Raw genomic sequence first — 19,030 nt, forward strand, 5'->3', positions numbered from 1 at the left:
CCCGTGTCTTTCCTCCGGGGCCCGTTCCACCCCCGACCGGAGGGCGGACGCAGGCTCTGCACTCTGCGTCCCCGCCCCCGTCAGCTCCCTGTGGCGCCTTCTACTGCTCCGCCAGCCTGAGAATGCGGGCCACACCCTTCTCCGTGGAGGACGGTGCACCCTCGAGGACCTTCGAGGCGATCTTCGCCCCGACCAGCGCGATGTGCACCTCGACGGCGACCGTGGACTCCAGCAGCGTAGCGTCCCCCTCGGGCCGGTAGACCTGGTTGGTGGCCATGGTGCCGATGTCCTTGGGCAGCGGCACCGAGGTGAAGATGCTGAAGGAGCCGTCCTCGCGCACCTCGGAGACCTCGGTCTTCTGGACCATCTCCAGTTCCTTGTCCCCCTCCCCCACGACGGCGGTGACGGTGGCGTCCACCGAACCGTCCTCATGGACCTCCCGGTGGCCGTCGCGGATGCGCATCGCCGCGTCATCCGTGTCCAGGGTGAGCAGGAATTCCTCGGAGACCGTGACCTCGCGGACGCGCTCGATCGGTACGGCGATCTCGCGGACGACGGTGGTTGCCCTGGTAGCCATGATCTAGCGGTGCCTCCACTCGGGATCGCGCTTCTCGACGAAGGCCGCCATCCCCTCTTTCTGGTCCTCGGTGGCGAACAGGCCCCAGAACGCCTCGCGCTCCTGGCGCATCCCTTCGGTCAGGGGGGTGTTGAGGGCGGCGTCCACCGTCTCGGTCGCGGCGGCCAACGCCACGCGGGAGAAGGACGCCACCTTGCGTGCGACGTCGGCTACCGCATCCGTGAAGCCCTCGACCGGCAGGATCCGGGAGACCAGACCGGCCCGCTCGGCTTCCTCGGCGCCCATCATGCGGCCGGTGAGGATGAGGTCCATCGCCTTGTACTTACCGACGGCACGGGTGAGGCGCTGGGTACCGCCCATACCGGGGATGACGCCGAGGGTGATCTCGGGCTGGCCGAACTTCGCCTTCTCGCTGGCGAGGATGATGTCGCCCATCATGGCGAGCTCACAGCCGCCGCCGAGGGCGAAGCCCTGGACCGCAGTGATGACCGGGGTCTGGATGTTCGCGACCCGCTCCCACTGGGCGTAGAAGCGCTTGAGCTTGATGTCGGGCCAGGTCTGGTCCTTCATCTGGGTGATGTCGGCGCCGGCGGCGAAGGCCTTCTCGCTGCCGGTGATGACGATCGCCCCGACGGTCTGGTCGGCGTCGAAGAGCTCCAACGCGCCGACGACCTCCTCCATGACGGTCTGGTTGAGGGCGTTGAGTGCCTTGGGCCGGTTCAGTGTGACGGTGGCGACGCCGTCGGCGACGGAGGTGAGGATCATCTCGTACGTGGTTTCTGAGTCAGTCATGGTGGCCATTGTGTCACGGCCGTCGACACCCCGGGTCGGACTGATGTACACTTGCCACGAAACGGACAGACCGATCGGTCTAGCCACTCGATTCCCCCGGAAGGACGGCCTGCAGCAGCCATGGCAAAGATCTACGAGAACATCACCGACCTCATCGGCAACACCCCTCTGGTGAAGCTGAACAAGCTCACCGAGGGTCTTCCCGGCACCGTCGCCGTCAAGCTCGAGTCCGCCAACCCCGGCAACTCCGTCAAGGACCGCATCGGTGCGGCCATCATCGACGCCGCTGTCGAGGACGGCACCCTGAAGCCCGGCGGCACCATCGTCGAGGCCACCTCCGGTAACACCGGTATCGCCCTGGCCACCGTCGGCGCCGCCCGCGGCTACAAGGTCATCCTGACCATGCCGGAGTCCATGTCCCTCGAGCGTCGCATCATGCTGCGCGCCCTCGGTGCCGAGCTCGTCCTCACCCCGCCGCCCGCCGGCATGCAGGGTGCCGTCGACAAGGCCAACGAGATCGTCGAGAACACCGAGAACGCCGTCCTGGCCCGCCAGTTCGCCAACCCGGCAAACCCGAAGGCCCACTACGAGACCACCGGTCCGGAGATCTGGGCCGACACCGACGGCAAGGTCGACGTCTTCATCGCCGGCATCGGCACCGGCGGCACCGTCTCCGGCGCCGGCAAGTACCTCAAGGAGCAGAGCTCGGACGTCAAGATCGTCGGCGTCGAGCCCAAGGACTCCCCGCTGCTGACCGAGGGCAAGTTCGGCCCGCACAAGATCCAGGGCATCGGCACCAACTTCTTCCCGGACAACCTGGACAAGGACATCATCGACGAGGTGTACGACGCCACCATCGAGGATTCCGTGAAGTACGCCCGCGAGATCGCCGCCAAGGAGGGCATCCTGGTCGGTATCTCCACCGGTGCCAACATCTGGGCCGCCGTCGAGGAGGCCAAGAAGCCGGAGAACGAGGGCAAGCTGATCGTCGCCGTCGTCGCCGACTTCGGCGAGCGCTACGTCTCCACCCTCCTGTTCGACGACCTGCGCGACTAGTCGACAGGACCGTCCCCCGGGACACATGCCGCACAACGGCCCCGCACCGCCTCTCCCGCACGGAGTGGCGGTACGGGGCCGTCGGTCGTGACAGGGACGGTACCGTGTGACAGAGGAAACCACAGCCGCAGGACAACTGCAGTGACAACACAGGACAACACAAGGACAACACAAGGAGGCGACTCGACGGTGAGTCTGCTCAGCACCCTCAAGGAGGACCTGGCGAACGCCAGGACCCACGATCCCGCAGCGCGCGGTGACCTGGAGAACGCCCTGGTCTACTCAGGCCTCCACGCCATCTGGAGCCACCGTCTGGCGCACAGACTGTGGGTCCGCGGTGCCAAGGGACCGGCCCGCATCCTCAGCCAGTTCACCCGCTTCCTCACCGGCGTGGAGATCCACCCCGGCGCCACCATCGGACGCCGCTTCTTCATCGACCACGGAATGGGCGTGGTGATCGGTGAGACGGCCGAGATCGGCGATGACGTCATGCTGTACCACGGCGTCACTCTCGGCGGCTCAGAGCTCGTCCAGCGCAAGCGTCACCCCACCATCGGCGACGGCGTGATGGTCGGTGCGGGCGCGAAGGTCCTGGGCCCTATCACCATCGGGGCCGGCTCCGCGATCGGCGGCAACGCCGTGGTGACCAAGGACGCCCCGGAGAACTCGATCCTCGTCGGTATCCCGGCGAAGATCCGCCCCCGCAAGGCAGACGAGCACACCCCCCTGGTCGAGCCGGCGTCCTACGTGGACGACCTCCAGAACAACATCTGAGGGCGCCGCGTCCCCGGTTCACACCGGGGACACGACCGGGCTCCGGACGCACGAAATCCCCCGCGGAGTGTTCCGCGGGGGATTGTTCAGTGTGCCCAGACCAGGGATCGAACCAGGGACCTTACACTTTTCAGGCGTACGCTCTACCAACTGAGCTATCTGGGCAGAAAAGGGGCGTACCCCTCTTCAGCGACCCTGACGAGACTTGAACTCGCGACCTCCGCCGTGACAGGGCGGCGCGCTAACCAACTGCGCCACAGGGCCGTGCTGCGGATCGCCTCGCGGCGTGTCCCTTGCACGAGGCGATACTCTACACAGGCCCCGTAGAACCGGCAAACCAGCATGTAGGACGCCCCTTAACAGGCTCCATCCGAGACGCATCCCAGATACGCCCCGGCACCTACCCGGCACATACCCGCCGGGTCCGAGGCGCACTACCGTCCGTACACGATCATCACGGATCGGGGCAGTCGGTACAACGCCAGGTCCGAAGACGTGATGATCGTGTACGCGCGACAGGGCCAGACAGGGCCAGACAGGGCCAGAGGGTCTGCACCACCCCGACATCCACGCACACGACAAACGGCGGGCCCCACCGAAGTGGGGACCCGCCGTCCATGTTGCGACCCTGACGAGACTTGAACTCGCGACCTCCGCCGTGACAGGGCGGCGCGCTAACCAACTGCGCCACAGGGCCAGACAAGAAGTGGAAACTGTGTGTCCACAGTACTCCCAACGGGATTCGAACCCGTGTTGCCGCCGTGAAAGGGCGGAGTCCTAGGCCACTAGACGATGGGAGCTCTACCTCTACCGAAGACAACCCGTTGACCGGGCCGCTCAGGTCGGCAGCTCGTTTAGAATAGACCACCGCCCGATCATACACAAAAATATGCCCTGACCAGGCGGTTCAACTCCGCCTACGGGTAGTCGCGCGCACCGAACAGCGCCGTGCCGACCCGAACACAGGTCGCGCCTTCCGCGATGGCCAGTGGGAAGTCCCCGGACATCCCCATCGACAGTTCGGTGAGCAGCGCCGGATCCACGACGGCCCGCTCACGCGCCCGCTCCAGGATCCCCCGCAGCTGCACGAAACAGGCCCGCACCTCGGACTCGTCCTCACTGTGCACGGCCACCGTCATGAATCCACGGACCCGCAGCCGGTCACACCGGGACGCCGCATCGAGGATCTCATCGACCTCCTCGGGGGACGCCCCGGTCTTCGCTTCCTCCCCCGAGGTGTTCACCTGCACCAGGACATCCAGTGTCCGCGCAGGGCCGTCCGGCGGACCTCCCGCAGACCCGTCCGCCGACTCATCGAGCGCCTCCAGACGACGCTGCAGCGCCTCGGCCAGTCGCACCGAGTCGAGCGCCTGGAACTCCGCGGCATGCTCGGCGATGATCTTCGCCTTGTTGGTCTGCAGGTGTCCGATCGCGACCCACCGGACCGGCAGGTCAGCCATCTCGACGGCCTTCCGTCCGATCTCCTGCGGCTTGTTCTCCGCGAGTTCGGTCATCCCCGCGTCCACCGCCAGACGCAGCCGCTCCACCGGCACGGTCTTGCTCACCGGCAGCAGGCGGATCTCGGCAGGGTCACGGCCGGCGGCGCGGGCCGCCTCATCGACGCGGGCGCGCACCGCGTCCCACCGGGCACGGAAATCTGCGGACGTCCCGGTGCGGGACTCAGGGGAAAGATCAGTCTCAGTCACACTGTTCAGCCTAGTCGCCGCACCGGCCGGGCCTTGATCACCGTCTCGTCGTACTCGGCGTCCGGATCGGACTGGGTCACCACCGCCCCTCCGACGCCGTAGCTCAGCCGACGCTCCTGACCGTTCCGGGCGGCGACGAGGGTGCGGATGACCACCGACAGATCGACCGCACCGTCGAGAGAGAAGTAACCGACCGCACCGCTGTACACACCGCGCGGGGCGTCCTCCAGCTCCTCGAGGATGCGCATCGTGCGTTCCTTCGGGGCGCCGGTCATCGATCCCGGCGGGAAGGACGCCCGGACGGCGTCCACTCCGGTGCGTCCCTCCCCCAGACGCGCGGTGACGGTACTGACCAGCTGATGGACCGTGGCGTAGCTCTCGATGCTGAACAGTTCGGGGACCTGGACGGTGCCCGGCGCGGCGACGCGGCCGAGATCGTGGCGCACCAGGTCGACAATCATGAGGTTCTCCGCCCGGTCCTTCTCACTGTGCTGCAGGTCCGCCCGGATGCGCAGGTCCGCCTCCTCGGTGTCGCCGACCGGTCGGGTCCCCTTGATCGGAGAGGAGGTGACGAGTCCGTCGACGGAGACCCGCAGGAACCGTTCCGGGGAGGTGGACATCACCGTCACACCGGGAAGTCGCAGGAAGGACGCGAAGGGCGCGGGATTGTCGCGCCGCAACGCGGTGTAGATGTCGAGGTCGTCGGCCGCCGACGCCACGTCGAGAGTGGTGGTGAGGCAGGCCTCGTAGGTTTCCCCGGCGCGGATGAGGTCCTGGATCTTCCGGACGCTTGCCCGGTAGTCGGCCCGCCCGTGCATGGTGACGGACGCCGCGACCGGAGCGGTCCCGTCCCGCGCATCCCCCTGCTCATCCCTCTGCGCACCCCTCTGCGCACCCTCTGCTCCGTTGACCAGGTTCCGCACCACCGCCGCGGTCTGCTCGACCCAGGCGGTCTCGGCGGCGGTGGCCCAGGGGCCGGCGTCCTTCGCCAACGGACGGTCAAGGCACAGCAGGTGTGCCTCGGCCTGTTCATGGTCGATGACGACCGCCCGGTCGAGGAAGACGAACGCCGCGTCCGGCTGGCCGACCTCCGCAGCCGGATGCCGGTTCGGTCCACCCTCGCCGGAACAGCACTGAGCCTTCACCCCGTAGCCGAGGACGCCGACCCAGCCGAGGCGGAAGGCGAACGGCGGCTCACCGGCGAGGTCATCGTCGAGTCCACCACCACGGATGTTCCACCGTTCCAGGTCGGACCGCAGCCAGTCGAGGATGTCCGCCTGCTCGGTGCGGATCTCCTCCGCTCCGCTGTCGCCGCGGGAGACAGTGACCGTTCCGGCGTCCACGTCCGCGGTGACGGTCCGGGCCGAGGGGCCGGCATGGTCGCCGGTGGCCGCCCCCATGACCGAGAACCTCGCCCGTGGATCGGAGTCCGCGTTGCCGTCGAGCCAGACGGCGGGGCCGGTGACGTCCCCGTACAGGGTGCGGAAAAGGTCCTGGGAGAGCCTGCGGGTACCCGCCGCGTCCAACCCGGTGAGTGGGACGACCTTGTCGCGGACGGTACGGATACGGCCGTGGGCGCGGGTGAGGTCGGCGAAGTTGGCGAGCAGTTCCGGCCCGTGCCCGGTCTTCACCGACTCCGGGTGGAACTGCACTCCCCACAGCAGCTTGCCGGGGACGCTGAGCCCCATGACCGTGCCGTCGTCGCTACGGGCGTCCACGGTGACGGCACCGGGGAGACCGGTGACGGCCAGGGAGTGGTAGCGCACCACCTCGAACGGCGAGGGGACGCCACGGAAGATGTCGCGGCCGCCATGGGTGACCTGCGAGGACCTGCCGTGGACCGGTTCATCCGCGGGCCCGACGGTACCGCCGTAGAGGTGGGCGATGAGCTGGTGACCGAGGCAGATGCCGAGGACCGGGATGCCTCGTTCGACGGCGGCGGTGATGACGGCCGGGCAGATGCCGACGTCGTCCGGGTTCAGCGGTGTGCCGGGCCCCGGGGAGATGACGATGTTGTCGATACGGTCGAGCAGAGCGGCACCGTCGATGTCCCACCGGTCCCAGTCGTTCGGCACGACGACGGGCTCTTCACCGTTGACCCGGATGAGGTCGTGGACGAGGTTGAAGGTGAAGGAGTCGTGGTTGTCGACGAGCAGCGTCCTGATCATGCCGCTGAGATTACCGCCGCCGCCCCCTGCGCTCTCCCGATAGAGTCGACACCATGACCACACGTGATCCAGGTAACAGATTCTGGCGGATGCCGCGGGGTGCGGTGGCCGTGGCGGTCCTGCTGTGGGTCCCGGTCGCTGTGGTCGGTGTCCGGACCGGACGCGTGATGGGACAGCCTACGGCGTGGAGCAGTTCCGGTACCGGTTCCCTGCAGGACGAACCAGGGGTCTGGCTCAGTGCATCCTGGACATCGGGACTGATCCTCCTGCTGCTCATGGTCTTCCTCGTGCGGAACCGGGAGGGCGTGTGGTCCGTCGGCTACGACGTCTTCCGTTACCTGGGGACGGTGGCCCTCAGCATCGGGGTCGGTGGTCTGTCGACCCTGTCCGGTGAACACCATCACGCCACCCTGAGCTGGGCACTGCCTGTGACGGTCGTCGGCGTCCTGTTCTTTGCCGCGCCGTGGCTGATCACCGCCTACCGCGCCGCGTTACAGCGTCACCGGGACGAGATCCGGTTCCACGGTGCCGGGTCCCCGGGTCAGGTCACGGGTGTGTGGAGCTTCGTCGAGGACGAGCGCCGGCTACGACACCGCGCGACGATCCGATTCACCGACACCTCGGGGACGCGACGGTGGGTCAGGCGTCTCGCACCGAGGAACGTCCGCCTCGTGGAAGAGGGGGACGCCGTGACGGTCCACTTCGACCCGGACCACCCCGGGCGTCGGCGGAGTATCTCGGTCGACTGGACAAGTGCGGCGGCACACCGGGCCACAGGACGGGCGCGCCGACAGCGCGGGCCCGGACGCCTGCCCTGAGCGGGACACCGGGCCAGTGTTTCGCCGGCGGTACACGGACGCCGGCACGCCCGACGTGACCGTCGTCCTCGAGGCGGGCGCACTCTGTCCCGGATGGCCGCCGACCTCGTCGTCGCGGAGATCGGACGACTCGCGACGACAGACTGAACGGCTACTCCCCCGCCAGGGACAGCCAGGTCCTCACCACGGTGTCCGGGGTCAGCGACATCGACTCGATGCCCTGCTCCACCAGCCATGCGGCGAGGTCAGGGTGGTCCGACGGGCCCTGGCCGCAGATGCCGACGTACTTGCCGCGCGCGGTACACGAAGAGATAGCGGACGCCAGCACCTTGAGCACCGCGGGATTGCGCTCGTCGAAGTCGTGTGCGACGAGGCCGGAATCACGGTCGACACCGAGGACCAGCTGCGTCATGTCATTCGAGCCGATGGAGAAACCGTCGACCCGGTCGAGGAATTCGTCGGCGAGCAGGTAGTTCGCCGGGATCTCGCACATCATGACGACCTGCAGGCCGTCCTCACCGGCACCTTCACCACGATTCAGCCCGTGGGACGCCATGACCTCCAGCACCTCGTCGAGCTCGTCGGTGGTGCGGACGAACGGCACCATGATCTTCACGTTGTCCAGACCCATGTCCTCGCGGACGCGGCGCAGCGCCTCACACTCCATGGCGAAGCAGTCACGGAACTCCTCGGAGACGTACCGGGCCGCACCGCGGTAGCCGAGCATCGGGTTCTCCTCGTCCGGCTCGTAGCGTTCACCGGCGACGAGGTTGGCGTACTCGTTGGTCTTGAAGTCCGACAGGCGCACGATCACAGGCTTCGGGGCGAAGGCCGCGGCGATGGTGGAGACACCCTCGACGACGCGCCGGATGAAGAACTCCTCCGGGTCCGGGTAGGCCGCGGTGATCTCGTCGACCTGCGCCTGCAGGTCCACAGGTAGGCTGTCGCGCTCCAGCAGCGCCTTCGGGTGCACCCCGATCTGCCGGTTGATGATGAACTCCATGCGCGCCAGACCCACACCGCTGTTCGGCAGGGCGGAGAAGGCGAACGCCTGGTCAGGGGTGGCGACGTTCATCATGAGCTTCACCGGGATCTCCGGCATCTCCCCGAGGTCCGTGGTCTTCTCCTCGAAGTCCAGGACGCCCCGGTAGGCGCGTCCGGTGTCACCCTCGGCACAGGAGACGGTGACCTCGGTGCCGTCGGCGAGCGCCGAGGTGGCGTCCCCGGTACCGACGATGGCGGGGACCCCGAGCTCGCGGGCGATGATCGCCGCGTGGCAGGTGCGGCCACCGCGTTCGGTGATGATGGCCGAGGCACGCTTCATCACCGGCTCCCAGTCGGGGTCGGTGATCTCGGCGACGAGGACGTCACCGACCTGCATCTTGTCCATGTCCTTGAGGGAACGCAGCACCCGCACGGGACCGGCGCCGATCCGCTGGCCGATGGAGCGTCCCTCGACGAGGACCTCCGCACCGGTGGTGGCGTCCGCCGCGAACTCGAAGCGGGACAGGGACTGCCCCTCCCGGCGCGACACGACCGTCTCCGGGCGGGCCTGCAGAATGTAGAGCTGTCCGTCCTGGCCGTCGAGCCCCCACTCGATGTCCATCGGTCGGCCGTAGTGGTCCTCGATGGCGACGGCGTGACGGGCAAGTTCGGTGACCTGCTCATCGGTGATGCAGAAGCGGTTCCGGTCGTCCTCGGCGACATCCTCCCAGCGGGTGGCGGTCTCGATGCCGGTCCCCTCGGCATAGCGCATCGCGACGGCCTTGCCGCCGACGGTGCGGGAGAGGACGGCGTCCTTCCCGGTCTTCCCGTCACGCACGGCGGGCTTGGAGACGTAGAACTCGTCCGGGTTCACCGCCCCCTGGACCACAGCTTCGCCGAGCCCGTAGGACGCGGTGACGAAGACCGCGCGGTCGAAACCGGACTCAGTGTCGACGGTGAACATGACACCCGAGGCACCGATGTCGGTGCGGACCATGCGTTGAACACCGGCGGAGAGCGCGACATCGTCGTGGTGGAAACCGTGGTGGACGCGGTAGGCGATCGCGCGGTCGTTGTAGAGGGACGCGAAGACCCACTTCACGGCCTCGAGGATGTTGTCGATCCCGCCGATGTTGAGGTAGGTCTCCTGCTGGCCGGCGAAGGACGCGTCGGGCAGGTCCTCGGCGGTGGCGGAGGACCGCACCGCCCAGGTGACCTCCTCGGGGTGGGGGTCATTGTCGACGAGGTCGGCGTAGTTGTCCCGGATATCCTGCTCGAGCGCCTCGGGGAAGGGCTGGTCGAGGATCCACTGACGGATCTGCTCGCCGCGCTTCGTCAGCTCGTTGACGTTGTCGATGTCGAGGTCGGCGAGAGCCTCACTGATCTTCCTGTCGAGACCGTCGAGGGCGAGGAAATCACGGTAGGCGTCGGCGGTGGTGGCGAAACCACCGGGGACGTGGACGCCGGCGTCGGCGAGGTTGACGACCATCTCACCGAGAGAGGCGTTCTTTCCGCCGACCTCGGGGACGTCGTCCATGCCGAGGTGGTCGAAGGGGATGACGTTCCGGGTCTTGTCAGTGCTGTTTCCGGACATGGTGTGGTCCTTTCATTCCTGCTCAGGTGCGGCGCAGGTCCATGGTGGTGAGAATGATGCTGGCCATCTCCTCCACACTCATGGCGTGGGAGTCAATGTAGGGGATGCGGTGGGTCCGGTAGAGCTGTTCTGCCTGGCGGAGTTCGGCCCGGCAACGGGCGGGACTGGCATAGCCGCTGCCGGGTCTTCGTTCGCCCCGGACCTCGCTGAGTCGTTGGGCGGTGGTGGTCAGGCCGAAGAGCCTGTCTTTGTGGTCTGTCAACGCCGGCGGGAGTTCGCCGGGCCGGTCCTCCTCGGTGAGCGGGTAGTTGGCGACGCGCAGGCCGTGCTGCAGCGCGAGATACATGGCGGTGGGGGTCTTGCCGCACCGTGACGGGGCCAGGAGGATGAGATCCGCCGTCTCCAGGTGTCGCAGGTCGGCGGCGTCGTCGTGGGCGATGGAGAACTCCACCGCGTCGATGCGGTCGTGGTAGCGCTCCATGTTGCCGACACGGTGGTAGGCGGTGGCCCTGCCGGAGCGTTCGGTGCCGAGGATGTCCTCCATGCGGGCAAGGTGGGTGCCGAGCAGGTCGATGACCTCACCGGGGGCCTTGCTCAGTTCCGCGGCCACGGCGGTGTCGCGGACGGTGACGAAGATCAGCGGGGCGTGGCCGGGACCTTCGGCGCTCTCCGTGGTGATCTGGTCCACGGCACGACGGGCGGTCTCGACGGACTCGATGAAGGGCAGGTGGTGACGCCGCCAGTCGAGGTCCGGGAACTGTGCGAGCAGTGCATTTCCCAGAGTGTCCGCAGTGATGCCGGTGCTGTCGGAGACGAAGTAGACAGAGCGTCCTGTCGTTTCCACCATGTGCGTCCTCACTGAGGTCGGGCTCTGGTCGTGGGTCGTTCCATCGGCGCCCCGTCAGCATTCCGTCGAGGCTGAAAGTGCCCCCGAGGGTAGCAGCGGTATCTGTCTGTTTTCTGTGGCCACTGTGGGATCTCAACCCCGGACGGGGGTCGCCCGACGCACGCGAGCCGCTGCGGGTCCCGCTCTCCCACCCCTCGCCCGCCACATGCTGAGGATTCCCGTCATGAGTTTCGAAACAGACATGGATGGCAGTCCTTTCTGACGGGAACTGTTTCCATGACCCTCTGAATCCGCCCTCTGAATCCGCCCTCTGAATCCGCCCGCGATTTCCTCATGACACTCAGGCGCCGAGGCCCAGAGCACACAGGAGAGGGCCTGCCGGGACTTCCCGACAGACCCTCTGATCTGCATTCACTGACTGTGGGCCCTGTGGGGCTCGAACCCACGACCTGCGGATTAAAAGTCCGTAGCTCTACCAACTGAGCTAAAGGCCCGTACCACTGTCGAAAGAGAGTGTAGCGCACACCCCACCACAGGTGTGCGCCTGCCCCCGACGCAGTGCAGACACGGTGCAGGACACCGGGTAGAACACGAAACCGGGACATGCCACCAGCCACAGTGGACATGTCCCACCCTCATCACGGACGCCACGGCAGCCGCACCGTGGCTGTCCGGGAAGCTCGCCCCGGGGGGGAGCCGAAGAGCCTACTTCAACATCGAGCCGGTCTCCACGAACCGCTTCTGGAAGTCGAAGACGTGTGCCAGCTCGTGCGGGGTCTGCAGGAACTCGCCCTGACCCGCACGGTCGACGTACTCCTCCAGCAGCGGCCGGTACTCCGGCGCGGAGATGGCGATCATCTTCTCCGCACGGTCACGCGGTGCCAGACCACGCAGATCGGCGTAGCCGTGCTCGGTGATGACGACCATGACATCGTGCTCGGTGTGGTCCGTGTGGGTCACGTAGGGCACGATCGCCGAGAGCGCGCCCCCCTTGGCGACCGACGGGCTGATGAAGGAGGAGATGTAGGCGTTACGGGTGAAGTCACCCGAACCACCGATACCGTTCATCACGCGGGAGCCGATGACGTTGGTGGAGTTGATGTTGCCGTAGATGTCCGCCTCGATCATGCCGTTGGTGGCGATGAGGCCTAGTCGGCGGATGACCTCCGGGTGGTTGGAGACCTGCTGCGGACGCAGGATGATGTTCTCCCGGTAGCGCTTCGCCTCCCGGTTCATTTTCTCCGCGTACTCGGGCGACAGGGAGAACGACGTCGCCGAGGCCACCGTCATCTTGCCGGCATCGATGAGATCGAGCATGCCGTCCTGGATGACCTCGGTGTAGGCGGTGATGTTCTCGAACTTCGAGTCCAGTAGGCCCGCCATCACGGCGTTCGGGACGTTACCGACACCGGACTGCATGATGTAGCGGTCGTAGGATAGGCGACCTGCCCGGACCTCACCCTCGAGGAAGTCGAGGAAGTGACCGGCGATCTTCTTGGAGGTCTCGTCGGCGGGCTTGAAGGGGGCGTTGCGGTCCGGGGAATCAGTCTCGACGACGGCGACGACCTTGTTGACGTCGATGTCGATGTACGGGCTGCCGATCCGGTCACCGACCTCGGTGATCGGGATGGGCTGCCGGTGCCCTGGCAGCGGGATGCGGTAGATGTCGTGCATCCCCTCGAGATCCTCGGACTGCCAGGAGTTCACACCGAGGATGATCTTATCTGCGGCGTCGAGGTACTCGACGTTGTTGCCCACCGAGGAGGAGGGGACGATGCGGCCGTCCTCGAGGATCTTGGTGACCTCGACGATGGCGACGTCCATCTTCCCGAAGAAGCCCTCCTGGACCATCATGCCCAGGTGGGACAGGTGGATGTCCGCGTACTTCATCTGACCGGAGTTGATCTTGTCACGCATGATCGGGTCGGACTGGTACGGGGCGCGGAACTTCACCGCGTCCGCCTCAGCCAGCTCACCGTCGAGCTCGGCGGAGGTGGACGCACCGGTGAGCAGGGAGATGGAGAAACTGTCGCCGCGGTCGTGGAACTCCCTGGCCCGCCTGGCGATCGCGGTCGGCAGCACCTTGGGGTAGCCGGCACCGGTGAAGCCTGACATTCCGACGAGGTCTCCGTCGTTGACGAAGGTGGCCGCCTCATCAGAGGTCATGACTTTTGCGCGCAGTCCGGGGTGGGCGATCCTGTCTGACATTGTGTGCTCTCTCCTTGGTGTTTTCGGTGGTCACCGTACATAGTGATGGGACTCACGATATGTCCATCAACGTGACGTCCATTATATGGATCATGAAACATACTTTCCGAATCGGCTCCATTCGGGGGTGGCGGAGAGGCAGTCACCCTGTCGCTGGCCCCGGACATGCAGAAACCCGCCGGACGCGGGGGCGTCGGCGGGTCCGTGGCCCGGTACCGCCAGGAGGCGGCGGGAGGGGCTACTTCTTCATGGAACCGGTCTCCAGGAAGCGGGTGTGGAACTCGAAGGCACGGGTGAGGTCGTGCGGGGTGTGCTGGGCCTTGGACCTGGAGGCGAACTCCACGTACTCCTCCAGCAGCGGCCGGTACTCCGGTGCGGCGATGTCGATCATCTTCTTCACGCGGTCACGCGGGCACAGGCCACGCAGGTCGGCGTAGCCCTGCTCGGTGACGACGAGCTTGACGTCATGCTCGGCGTGGTCGATGTGGGACGCGAAAGGCACGATGGCGGAGATGTCGCCACCCTTGGCCACGGACGGGGTGACGAAGGAGGAGATGTAGGCGTTGCGGGTGAAGTCACCCGAGCCGCCGATGCCGTTCATCATCTTCGAGCCGGCGACGTTGGTGGAGTTCACGTTGCCGTAGATGTCGGCTTCGATCATGCCGTTGATGCCGATCGGGGCGAGTCGGCGGATGACCTCCGGATGGTTGGAGACCTGCTGGGGACGCAGCACGATGTGGTTGCGGTAGCGGTCGGCCTCCTGGTTCATCCGGTGGGCGGCGTCCGGCGACAGGCAGAAGGAGGTCGCGGAGGCGAAAGACATCTTGCCGGAGTCGATGAGGTCCAGCATGCCGTCCTGGATCACCTCTGTGTAGGCGGTGATGTTCTCGAACTTCGAGTCCTCCAGGCCGGCGAGGACGGCGTTCGGCACGTTGCCGACACCGTTCTGCAGGATCAGGCGGTCGTAGGCCAGACGACCGGCCTGGACCTCACCGTCGAGGAAGTCGAGGAGGTGACCGGCGATGGCCTCGGAGGTCTCGTCGACGGGACGGAAGGGGGCGTTGCGGTCCGGGCCGTCGGTGTGGACGATCGCGACGATTTTCTCCGGGTCGACGTCGATGGAGGTACCACCGATGCGGTCACCGGGGTTGCAGATCGGCAGCGGGACGCGGGAACCCGGCATCGGCATACGGTAGATGTCGTGCATGCCCTCGAGCTCGAGGTCCTGCCACTCGTTGATCTCGATGATGATCCGGTCGGCGGCATCCATGTACTCGACGTTGTTGCCCACGGCGGAGGACGGGACGATGGAGCCGTCCTCACGGATGGCGACGGCCTCGATGATGGCGACGTCCATGTGACCGAAGAAGCCCTCCTGGACGTACATGCCGAGCTCCGAGAGGTGGATGTCGGTGTACTTGACCTTGCCCTCGTTGATCTTGGCCCGCATCTTCGGGTCGGTGTTGAACGGGGAGCGGAAGCTCACGGCGTCCGCCTCAGCCAGCACGCCGTCGTTCTCCGGGGCAGTGGAGGCGCCGGTGAGGATCTTCACGGCCCACTCGTCGCCGCGGGCGTGCGCCTCGTTCGCCTTGGCGGCGATGGCCGCGGGCATGCCCTTGGGGTAGCCGGCACCGGTGAAACCGGAGGTCCCGATCATGTCACCGTTGTCGATGAACTGCACCGCCTCGTCGGCGGACATGACCTTGGACTTCAGGGACTGGTTCCTGATGCGCTCTGACACTGACTCTCCTTGTATTTATCTCTGCGTGATCGTTGTTTTCTGATCAAACGCGTACTCAGCCGCCCAAGTATGGCAGATGGGACGCGATACCGCATCGTCGGCGATTCGGCAGGGTTTTCCGCCGACAAAACGCCGACTGTGACACGCTCCACCCCCACCCTAGTTAGGCGTGCGAGATCACTGGAAAACGAGGTTCCCCTTACCCACCCCCGGTACTACACCCGCGTTGTCCATAACCCTGAACAAGCATTCAGGTCAGACGTAGCGCCGGGGAATTGCCCCGGCAACGCCCACGGTGTGAGAATCGGACGGTGACTGCAGCAACCACGGCGACAACGTCCACCCCCGCCCTGACCATCGAACCTCTCGAACTGGCGTCCCCGGTGGTCCTGGCACCCATGGCCGGAGTCACCAATGTCGCCTTCCGCACCCTGTGCCGCGAGCAGGAGGAACAGCGCACCGGGTCCGCGTCCGGCCTCTACGTCTGCGAGATGATCACGGCCCGCGCCCTCGTCGAGCGCAACCCCAAGACACTGCACATGACGACCTTCGGACCCGACGAGTCCCCGCGCAGTCTGCAGCTGTACACGACCGATCCGGAGTACACCTACAAGGCGGCCCGGATGCTCGCCGAGGAGGACCGGGCCGACCACATCGACATGAACTTCGGCTGCCCGGTCCCCAAGGTCACCCGCCGTGGCGGCGGTTCGGCCCTGCCCTACAAACGGAAGCTCTTCGCCGCGGTCGTCGGTGCAGCGGTCAAGGGCGTGGCGGACGCCGGACGCGCCTCCGGCCCGGACGCCATCCCCGTCACAGTCAAGTTCCGCGTCGGCATCGACGACGAGCACCACACCCACCTGGACGCCGGCCGCATCGCCGCCGACCAGGGCGCGGCCGCCGTCACCCTGCACGGACGTACCGCCGCGCAGCGCTACTCCGGCACCGCGGACTGGGGTGAGATCGCCCGCCTCGTGGAGCACATGGACGGCACCGGCATCCCGGTGCTTGGCAACGGTGACGTCTTCAAGGCCACGGACGCCGCAGCGATGATGGAGCAGACCGGATGCGACGGCGTCGTCGTGGGACGCGGCTGCCTGGGCCGGCCCTGGCTGTTCGCCGAACTCTCCGCCCACCTGCGCGGCGAGGAGATTCCCGCGGAGCCGACTCTCGGCGAGGTCGCGCACATCATCCTCCGTCACGCCGAGCTGCTCGCCGACCATGACGGCGAGAAGTACGCCAGCCGAGACATCCGCAAGCACATCGCCTGGTACCTGCGCGGTTTCCCGGCCGGTGGCGAGATGCGGCGTCAGCTGGGGAGCATCAACAGCCTCGCTGACCTGCGCGAGGTGCTCGACCCGATCTGGGAGTCCGACGCGCTGGCCGCGGAAGCGGACAGCGCCCGCGGCCGACAGGGATCACCCGGTAAGGTCTCCCTGCCGCATGACTGGCTCCAGGATCCGTGGGAGGACTGCGCCGGCGTCACCGAAGACGTGGAGGATGCCGCCAACAACGGCGGGTAGTGGGCGAACGCCGACATATGTGGGCCATTCCCACCATCGGCGTCTCCTACATGAACGGAGCGTGAAGTTTCCGCGTCGTGCGGGCCGAGCGCGTCCGATCCACGTAGACTGTCCGCCATGCGCACCGTGTACCAGGAACAGATGCGGGCCTTCGCCCACGACCTCTCCGTGATGTCGGACCGGGTCCGCACAATGATGTCGGAGGCCTGCCTGGCCCTCTTCGAGGCCGACATCGAGAAGGCCGAGACGGTCCTCAGCTCCATCGACGGGGTCGAGGAGCTGCGGAAGAAGGCGGAGCAGACCTCTTTCGAGCTACTGGCCCTGGAGGGCCCGGTCGCGCGTGACCTTCGCCAGGTCGTCTCGGGAACCTACATCGTCGAGGATCTCGCCCGGATGGCGGCGCTGGCGGTGCATGTCGCGCGGACCGCGCGGCGTCACCACCCCGACCACACCCTGCCGGAGCAGATCGAACCCTACTTCCGGGAGATGGCCCGGCTGACCGACGAGATCGGCGCGAAGCTCCACGACGTCCTGGTCACCTATGACCCGGAGAAGGCGATGGAACTCGCACTCGACGATGACGCGGTCGATGACCTCCACGAGCATATGTTCCAGCTCACCACGAAGCGCGAATGGCCCTTCCCCGTGTCAGTCGCGGTGGACGTCACCCTGCTTTCCCGGTTCTTCGAGAGGTACTCGGACCACGCCGTGAACATCGGTACCCGGGTGGTCTACCTGGCAACCGGCAAGCAGCCGGAGGAGTACGAGACCGCCCTGCGGACCGAGGAACAGCAGGAGACCATGCGGGAGCAGTTCGACGAGATCCGCCGCCGCTACGGTTCCGACGCCTTCTAGGTGTCGGCGCCGGCCTTGCGTGCCACCGAGAGTGCGACCAGTGCAGCGTCCGCCAGCACCTCGGGTTCGCGGGTGGCATCCACCCGGACGCCGGGCTCGTCCGCCCGCAGCCGCTCCAGCTCGACATACTGACGCCGCAGCACCTCGTCCTCGGCCGCATCCGGGAGTTTCCCGGTATTCCGGCGGATGCGTTCACGGATGACGTCCTGGGTCCCCTCAACGTGGACGAAGAAGACGAACCCCTCCGCCTCGCGGAAGATGTCGCGGGCCCGGCGTCCCAGCCCCAGGCTCACCACCACCGTCGAGTTCCCCTGCTGCGCCTGCCCGGTGAGCCAGTCACGGATGGCGTACGCCCAGGGCAGGCGGTCGTCCGGGGAGACGAAGCCTCCCTCCGCCATCTTCCGGCGGACCTCCTCGGGCTGCAGTTCCTCGGCGGTTGCGCCGGTGTACCCCGTGCGCCGCTGCAGCTCCTCGGCCAGCGCCGCCTTGCCGCTGCCGCTGACCCCCATGAGAACGATGTGTACCGGTTCCATCACATACTCCTTTCGACGCCTCAAGTGTGGCACGAAAAGCGGACGGGGGTGGTCCCCTGCCGGCACCGCCGGATCAGCCGAAGCGGCCGGAGATGTAGTCCTCGGTCTCCTGACGCTCCGGGGACTCGAAGATCTTCTTGGTCGGGCCGACCTCGACGAGCTGCCCGGGGCGTCCTGCCGCCTCCAGCGAGAAGAACGCGGTCTGGTCGGAGACGCGTGCGGCCTGCTGCATGTTGTGGGTGACGATGACGATGGTGAAGTCCTCCTTCAGCTCGTGGATGAGGTCCTCCACCGCCAGGGTCGAGATCGGGTCCAGGGCGGAGCACGGCTCGTCCATGAGCAGCACCTCGGGCTCGACGGCGATGGCCCGGGCGATGCACAGTCGCTGCTGCTGACCGCCGGAGAGTCCGCCACCGGGCTTGTCGAGGCGGTCCTTGACCTCCTCCCACAGGTTGGCCCCGCGCAGGGACTTCTCGGCGACCTCGGCGAGCTTCTTCCGGTTCTTCACCCCCGACAGCTTCAGGCCGGCGACGACATTCTCCTCGATGGACATCGTGGGGAACGGGTTCGCCTTCTGAAAGACCATGCCGATGGTGTTGCGCACGGCGACGGGATCGATCCGCCGGTCGTAGATGTTCTCCCCGTCGAGCAGGATCTCCCCTTCGACGTACGCGCCCGGGATGACCTCGTGCATCCGGTTGAGCGAGCGGAGCACGGTCGACTTGCCGCAACCGGAGGGGCCGATGAAGGCGGTCACGGACCGGGGCGGGACCTGCAGGTCCACGTTCTGCACCGCGTGGAAGTCGCCGTAGTGGATGTTGACGTCTCTGAGATCGAGTCGCTTGGCCATGGTGTGT

General features: G+C 66.8%; 15 protein-coding genes and 5 tRNA genes. 5 read left to right on the forward strand and 15 right to left on the reverse strand.

Annotation, left to right across the window (positions count from 1 at the left end; translation table 11 throughout):
• Positions 1–100 precede the first annotated feature (100 nt).
• Both Q0A27_RS13075 and Q0A27_RS13080 read right to left on the reverse strand, forming a co-directional pair.
• Entirely contained in the window at positions 101–577 is a 477-nt protein-coding gene (locus Q0A27_RS13075; RefSeq protein ID WP_291476141.1) for a DUF2505 family protein, read from the reverse strand.
• Positions 578–580: 3 nt separating this feature from the next.
• Positions 581–1,378 carry an enoyl-CoA hydratase-related protein gene (locus Q0A27_RS13080; protein WP_291476142.1) on the reverse strand — a complete coding sequence of 266 codons (798 nt, stop codon included), beginning with the start codon at positions 1,376–1,378 and terminating at the stop codon, positions 581–583.
• Between the two features lie 111 nt (positions 1,379–1,489).
• On the opposite strand from Q0A27_RS13080, the gene cysK reads away from it, so the two are divergent.
• Together cysK and epsC are read left to right on the forward strand one after the other, a co-directional pair.
• Positions 1,490–2,425, forward strand: a complete 936-nt coding sequence (cysK, locus tag Q0A27_RS13085) for a cysteine synthase A (RefSeq protein WP_291476143.1) — start codon at positions 1,490–1,492, stop codon at positions 2,423–2,425.
• A gap of 189 nt (positions 2,426–2,614) precedes the next feature.
• Positions 2,615–3,199 carry a serine O-acetyltransferase EpsC gene (gene epsC / locus Q0A27_RS13090; protein WP_291476144.1) on the forward strand — a complete coding sequence of 195 codons (585 nt, stop codon included), beginning with the start codon at positions 2,615–2,617 and terminating at the stop codon, positions 3,197–3,199.
• 92 nt (positions 3,200–3,291) lie between these two features.
• Here the strand turns inward: epsC and Q0A27_RS13095 are convergent.
• The 6 genes from Q0A27_RS13095 to pabB form a co-directional block, all read right to left on the reverse strand.
• A tRNA-Phe gene (locus tag Q0A27_RS13095) sits at positions 3,292–3,364 on the reverse strand.
• A gap of 25 nt (positions 3,365–3,389) precedes the next feature.
• Positions 3,390–3,463, reverse strand: a tRNA-Asp gene (locus Q0A27_RS13100).
• A gap of 359 nt (positions 3,464–3,822) precedes the next feature.
• Positions 3,823–3,896 (reverse strand) — tRNA-Asp (locus Q0A27_RS13105).
• Between the two features lie 30 nt (positions 3,897–3,926).
• A tRNA-Glu gene (locus Q0A27_RS13110) sits at positions 3,927–3,999 on the reverse strand.
• Positions 4,000–4,116: 117 nt separating this feature from the next.
• The gene (locus Q0A27_RS13115) at positions 4,117–4,905 is read right to left on the reverse strand and encodes a YggS family pyridoxal phosphate-dependent enzyme (protein WP_291476145.1); all 789 of its coding nucleotides are present in this window, start codon (positions 4,903–4,905) and stop codon (positions 4,117–4,119) included.
• Positions 4,906–4,910: 5 nt separating this feature from the next.
• Entirely contained in the window at positions 4,911–7,073 is a 2,163-nt protein-coding gene (gene pabB / locus Q0A27_RS13120; RefSeq protein WP_291476146.1) for an aminodeoxychorismate synthase component I, read from the reverse strand.
• A 53-nt stretch (positions 7,074–7,126) separates the two neighbouring features.
• Here pabB and Q0A27_RS13125 point away from each other — a divergent pair, with 53 nt between their 5' ends.
• Positions 7,127–7,891, forward strand: a complete 765-nt coding sequence (locus Q0A27_RS13125) for a hypothetical protein (protein WP_291476147.1) — start codon at positions 7,127–7,129, stop codon at positions 7,889–7,891.
• 151 nt (positions 7,892–8,042) lie between these two features.
• Here the strand turns inward: Q0A27_RS13125 and ppsA are convergent, their stop codons facing one another.
• The 5 genes from ppsA to Q0A27_RS13150 all read right to left on the reverse strand — a co-directional run bounded on the left by ppsA (position 8,043) and on the right by Q0A27_RS13150 (position 15,265).
• Positions 8,043–10,469, reverse strand: a complete 2,427-nt coding sequence (gene ppsA, locus Q0A27_RS13130) for a phosphoenolpyruvate synthase (protein ID WP_291476148.1) — start codon at positions 10,467–10,469, stop codon at positions 8,043–8,045.
• Between the two features lie 22 nt (positions 10,470–10,491).
• Positions 10,492–11,316, reverse strand: a complete 825-nt coding sequence (locus tag Q0A27_RS13135) for a pyruvate, water dikinase regulatory protein (protein WP_291476149.1) — start codon at positions 11,314–11,316, stop codon at positions 10,492–10,494.
• A 421-nt stretch (positions 11,317–11,737) separates the two neighbouring features.
• Positions 11,738–11,810: transfer RNA gene (locus tag Q0A27_RS13140), tRNA-Lys, on the reverse strand.
• A 211-nt stretch (positions 11,811–12,021) separates the two neighbouring features.
• Positions 12,022–13,524 carry an acetyl-CoA hydrolase/transferase family protein gene (locus Q0A27_RS13145; protein WP_291476150.1) on the reverse strand — a complete coding sequence of 501 codons (1,503 nt, stop codon included), beginning with the start codon at positions 13,522–13,524 and terminating at the stop codon, positions 12,022–12,024.
• Between the two features lie 238 nt (positions 13,525–13,762).
• Positions 13,763–15,265, reverse strand: a complete 1,503-nt coding sequence (locus Q0A27_RS13150) for a succinate CoA transferase (RefSeq protein ID WP_291476151.1) — start codon at positions 15,263–15,265, stop codon at positions 13,763–13,765.
• Between the two features lie 311 nt (positions 15,266–15,576).
• On the opposite strand from Q0A27_RS13150, the gene dusB reads away from it, so the two are divergent.
• The gene (gene dusB / locus Q0A27_RS13155; protein ID WP_291476152.1) at positions 15,577–16,785 is read left to right on the forward strand and encodes a tRNA dihydrouridine synthase DusB; all 1,209 of its coding nucleotides are present in this window, start codon (positions 15,577–15,579) and stop codon (positions 16,783–16,785) included.
• A gap of 117 nt (positions 16,786–16,902) precedes the next feature.
• Positions 16,903–17,640 carry a phosphate signaling complex protein PhoU gene (phoU, locus tag Q0A27_RS13160; RefSeq protein ID WP_291476153.1) on the forward strand — a complete coding sequence of 246 codons (738 nt, stop codon included), beginning with the start codon at positions 16,903–16,905 and terminating at the stop codon, positions 17,638–17,640.
• Here phoU and Q0A27_RS13165 read toward each other — a convergent pair.
• Together Q0A27_RS13165 and pstB are read right to left on the reverse strand one after the other, a co-directional pair.
• Entirely contained in the window at positions 17,637–18,173 is a 537-nt protein-coding gene (locus tag Q0A27_RS13165) for an AAA family ATPase (RefSeq protein ID WP_291476154.1), read from the reverse strand. The genes phoU and Q0A27_RS13165 overlap by 4 nt on opposite strands.
• Positions 18,174–18,246: 73 nt before the next feature.
• Positions 18,247–19,023 (reverse strand): phosphate ABC transporter ATP-binding protein PstB, encoded by a 777-nt coding sequence (pstB, locus tag Q0A27_RS13170; RefSeq protein WP_291476155.1) that lies wholly within the window; start codon positions 19,021–19,023, stop codon positions 18,247–18,249.
• Between the last annotated feature and the right edge of the window lie 7 nt (positions 19,024–19,030).

This window comes from Corynebacterium sp. (assembly GCF_022712275.1).
In the GTDB taxonomy this organism is placed as follows: domain Bacteria; phylum Actinomycetota; class Actinomycetes; order Mycobacteriales; family Mycobacteriaceae; genus Corynebacterium.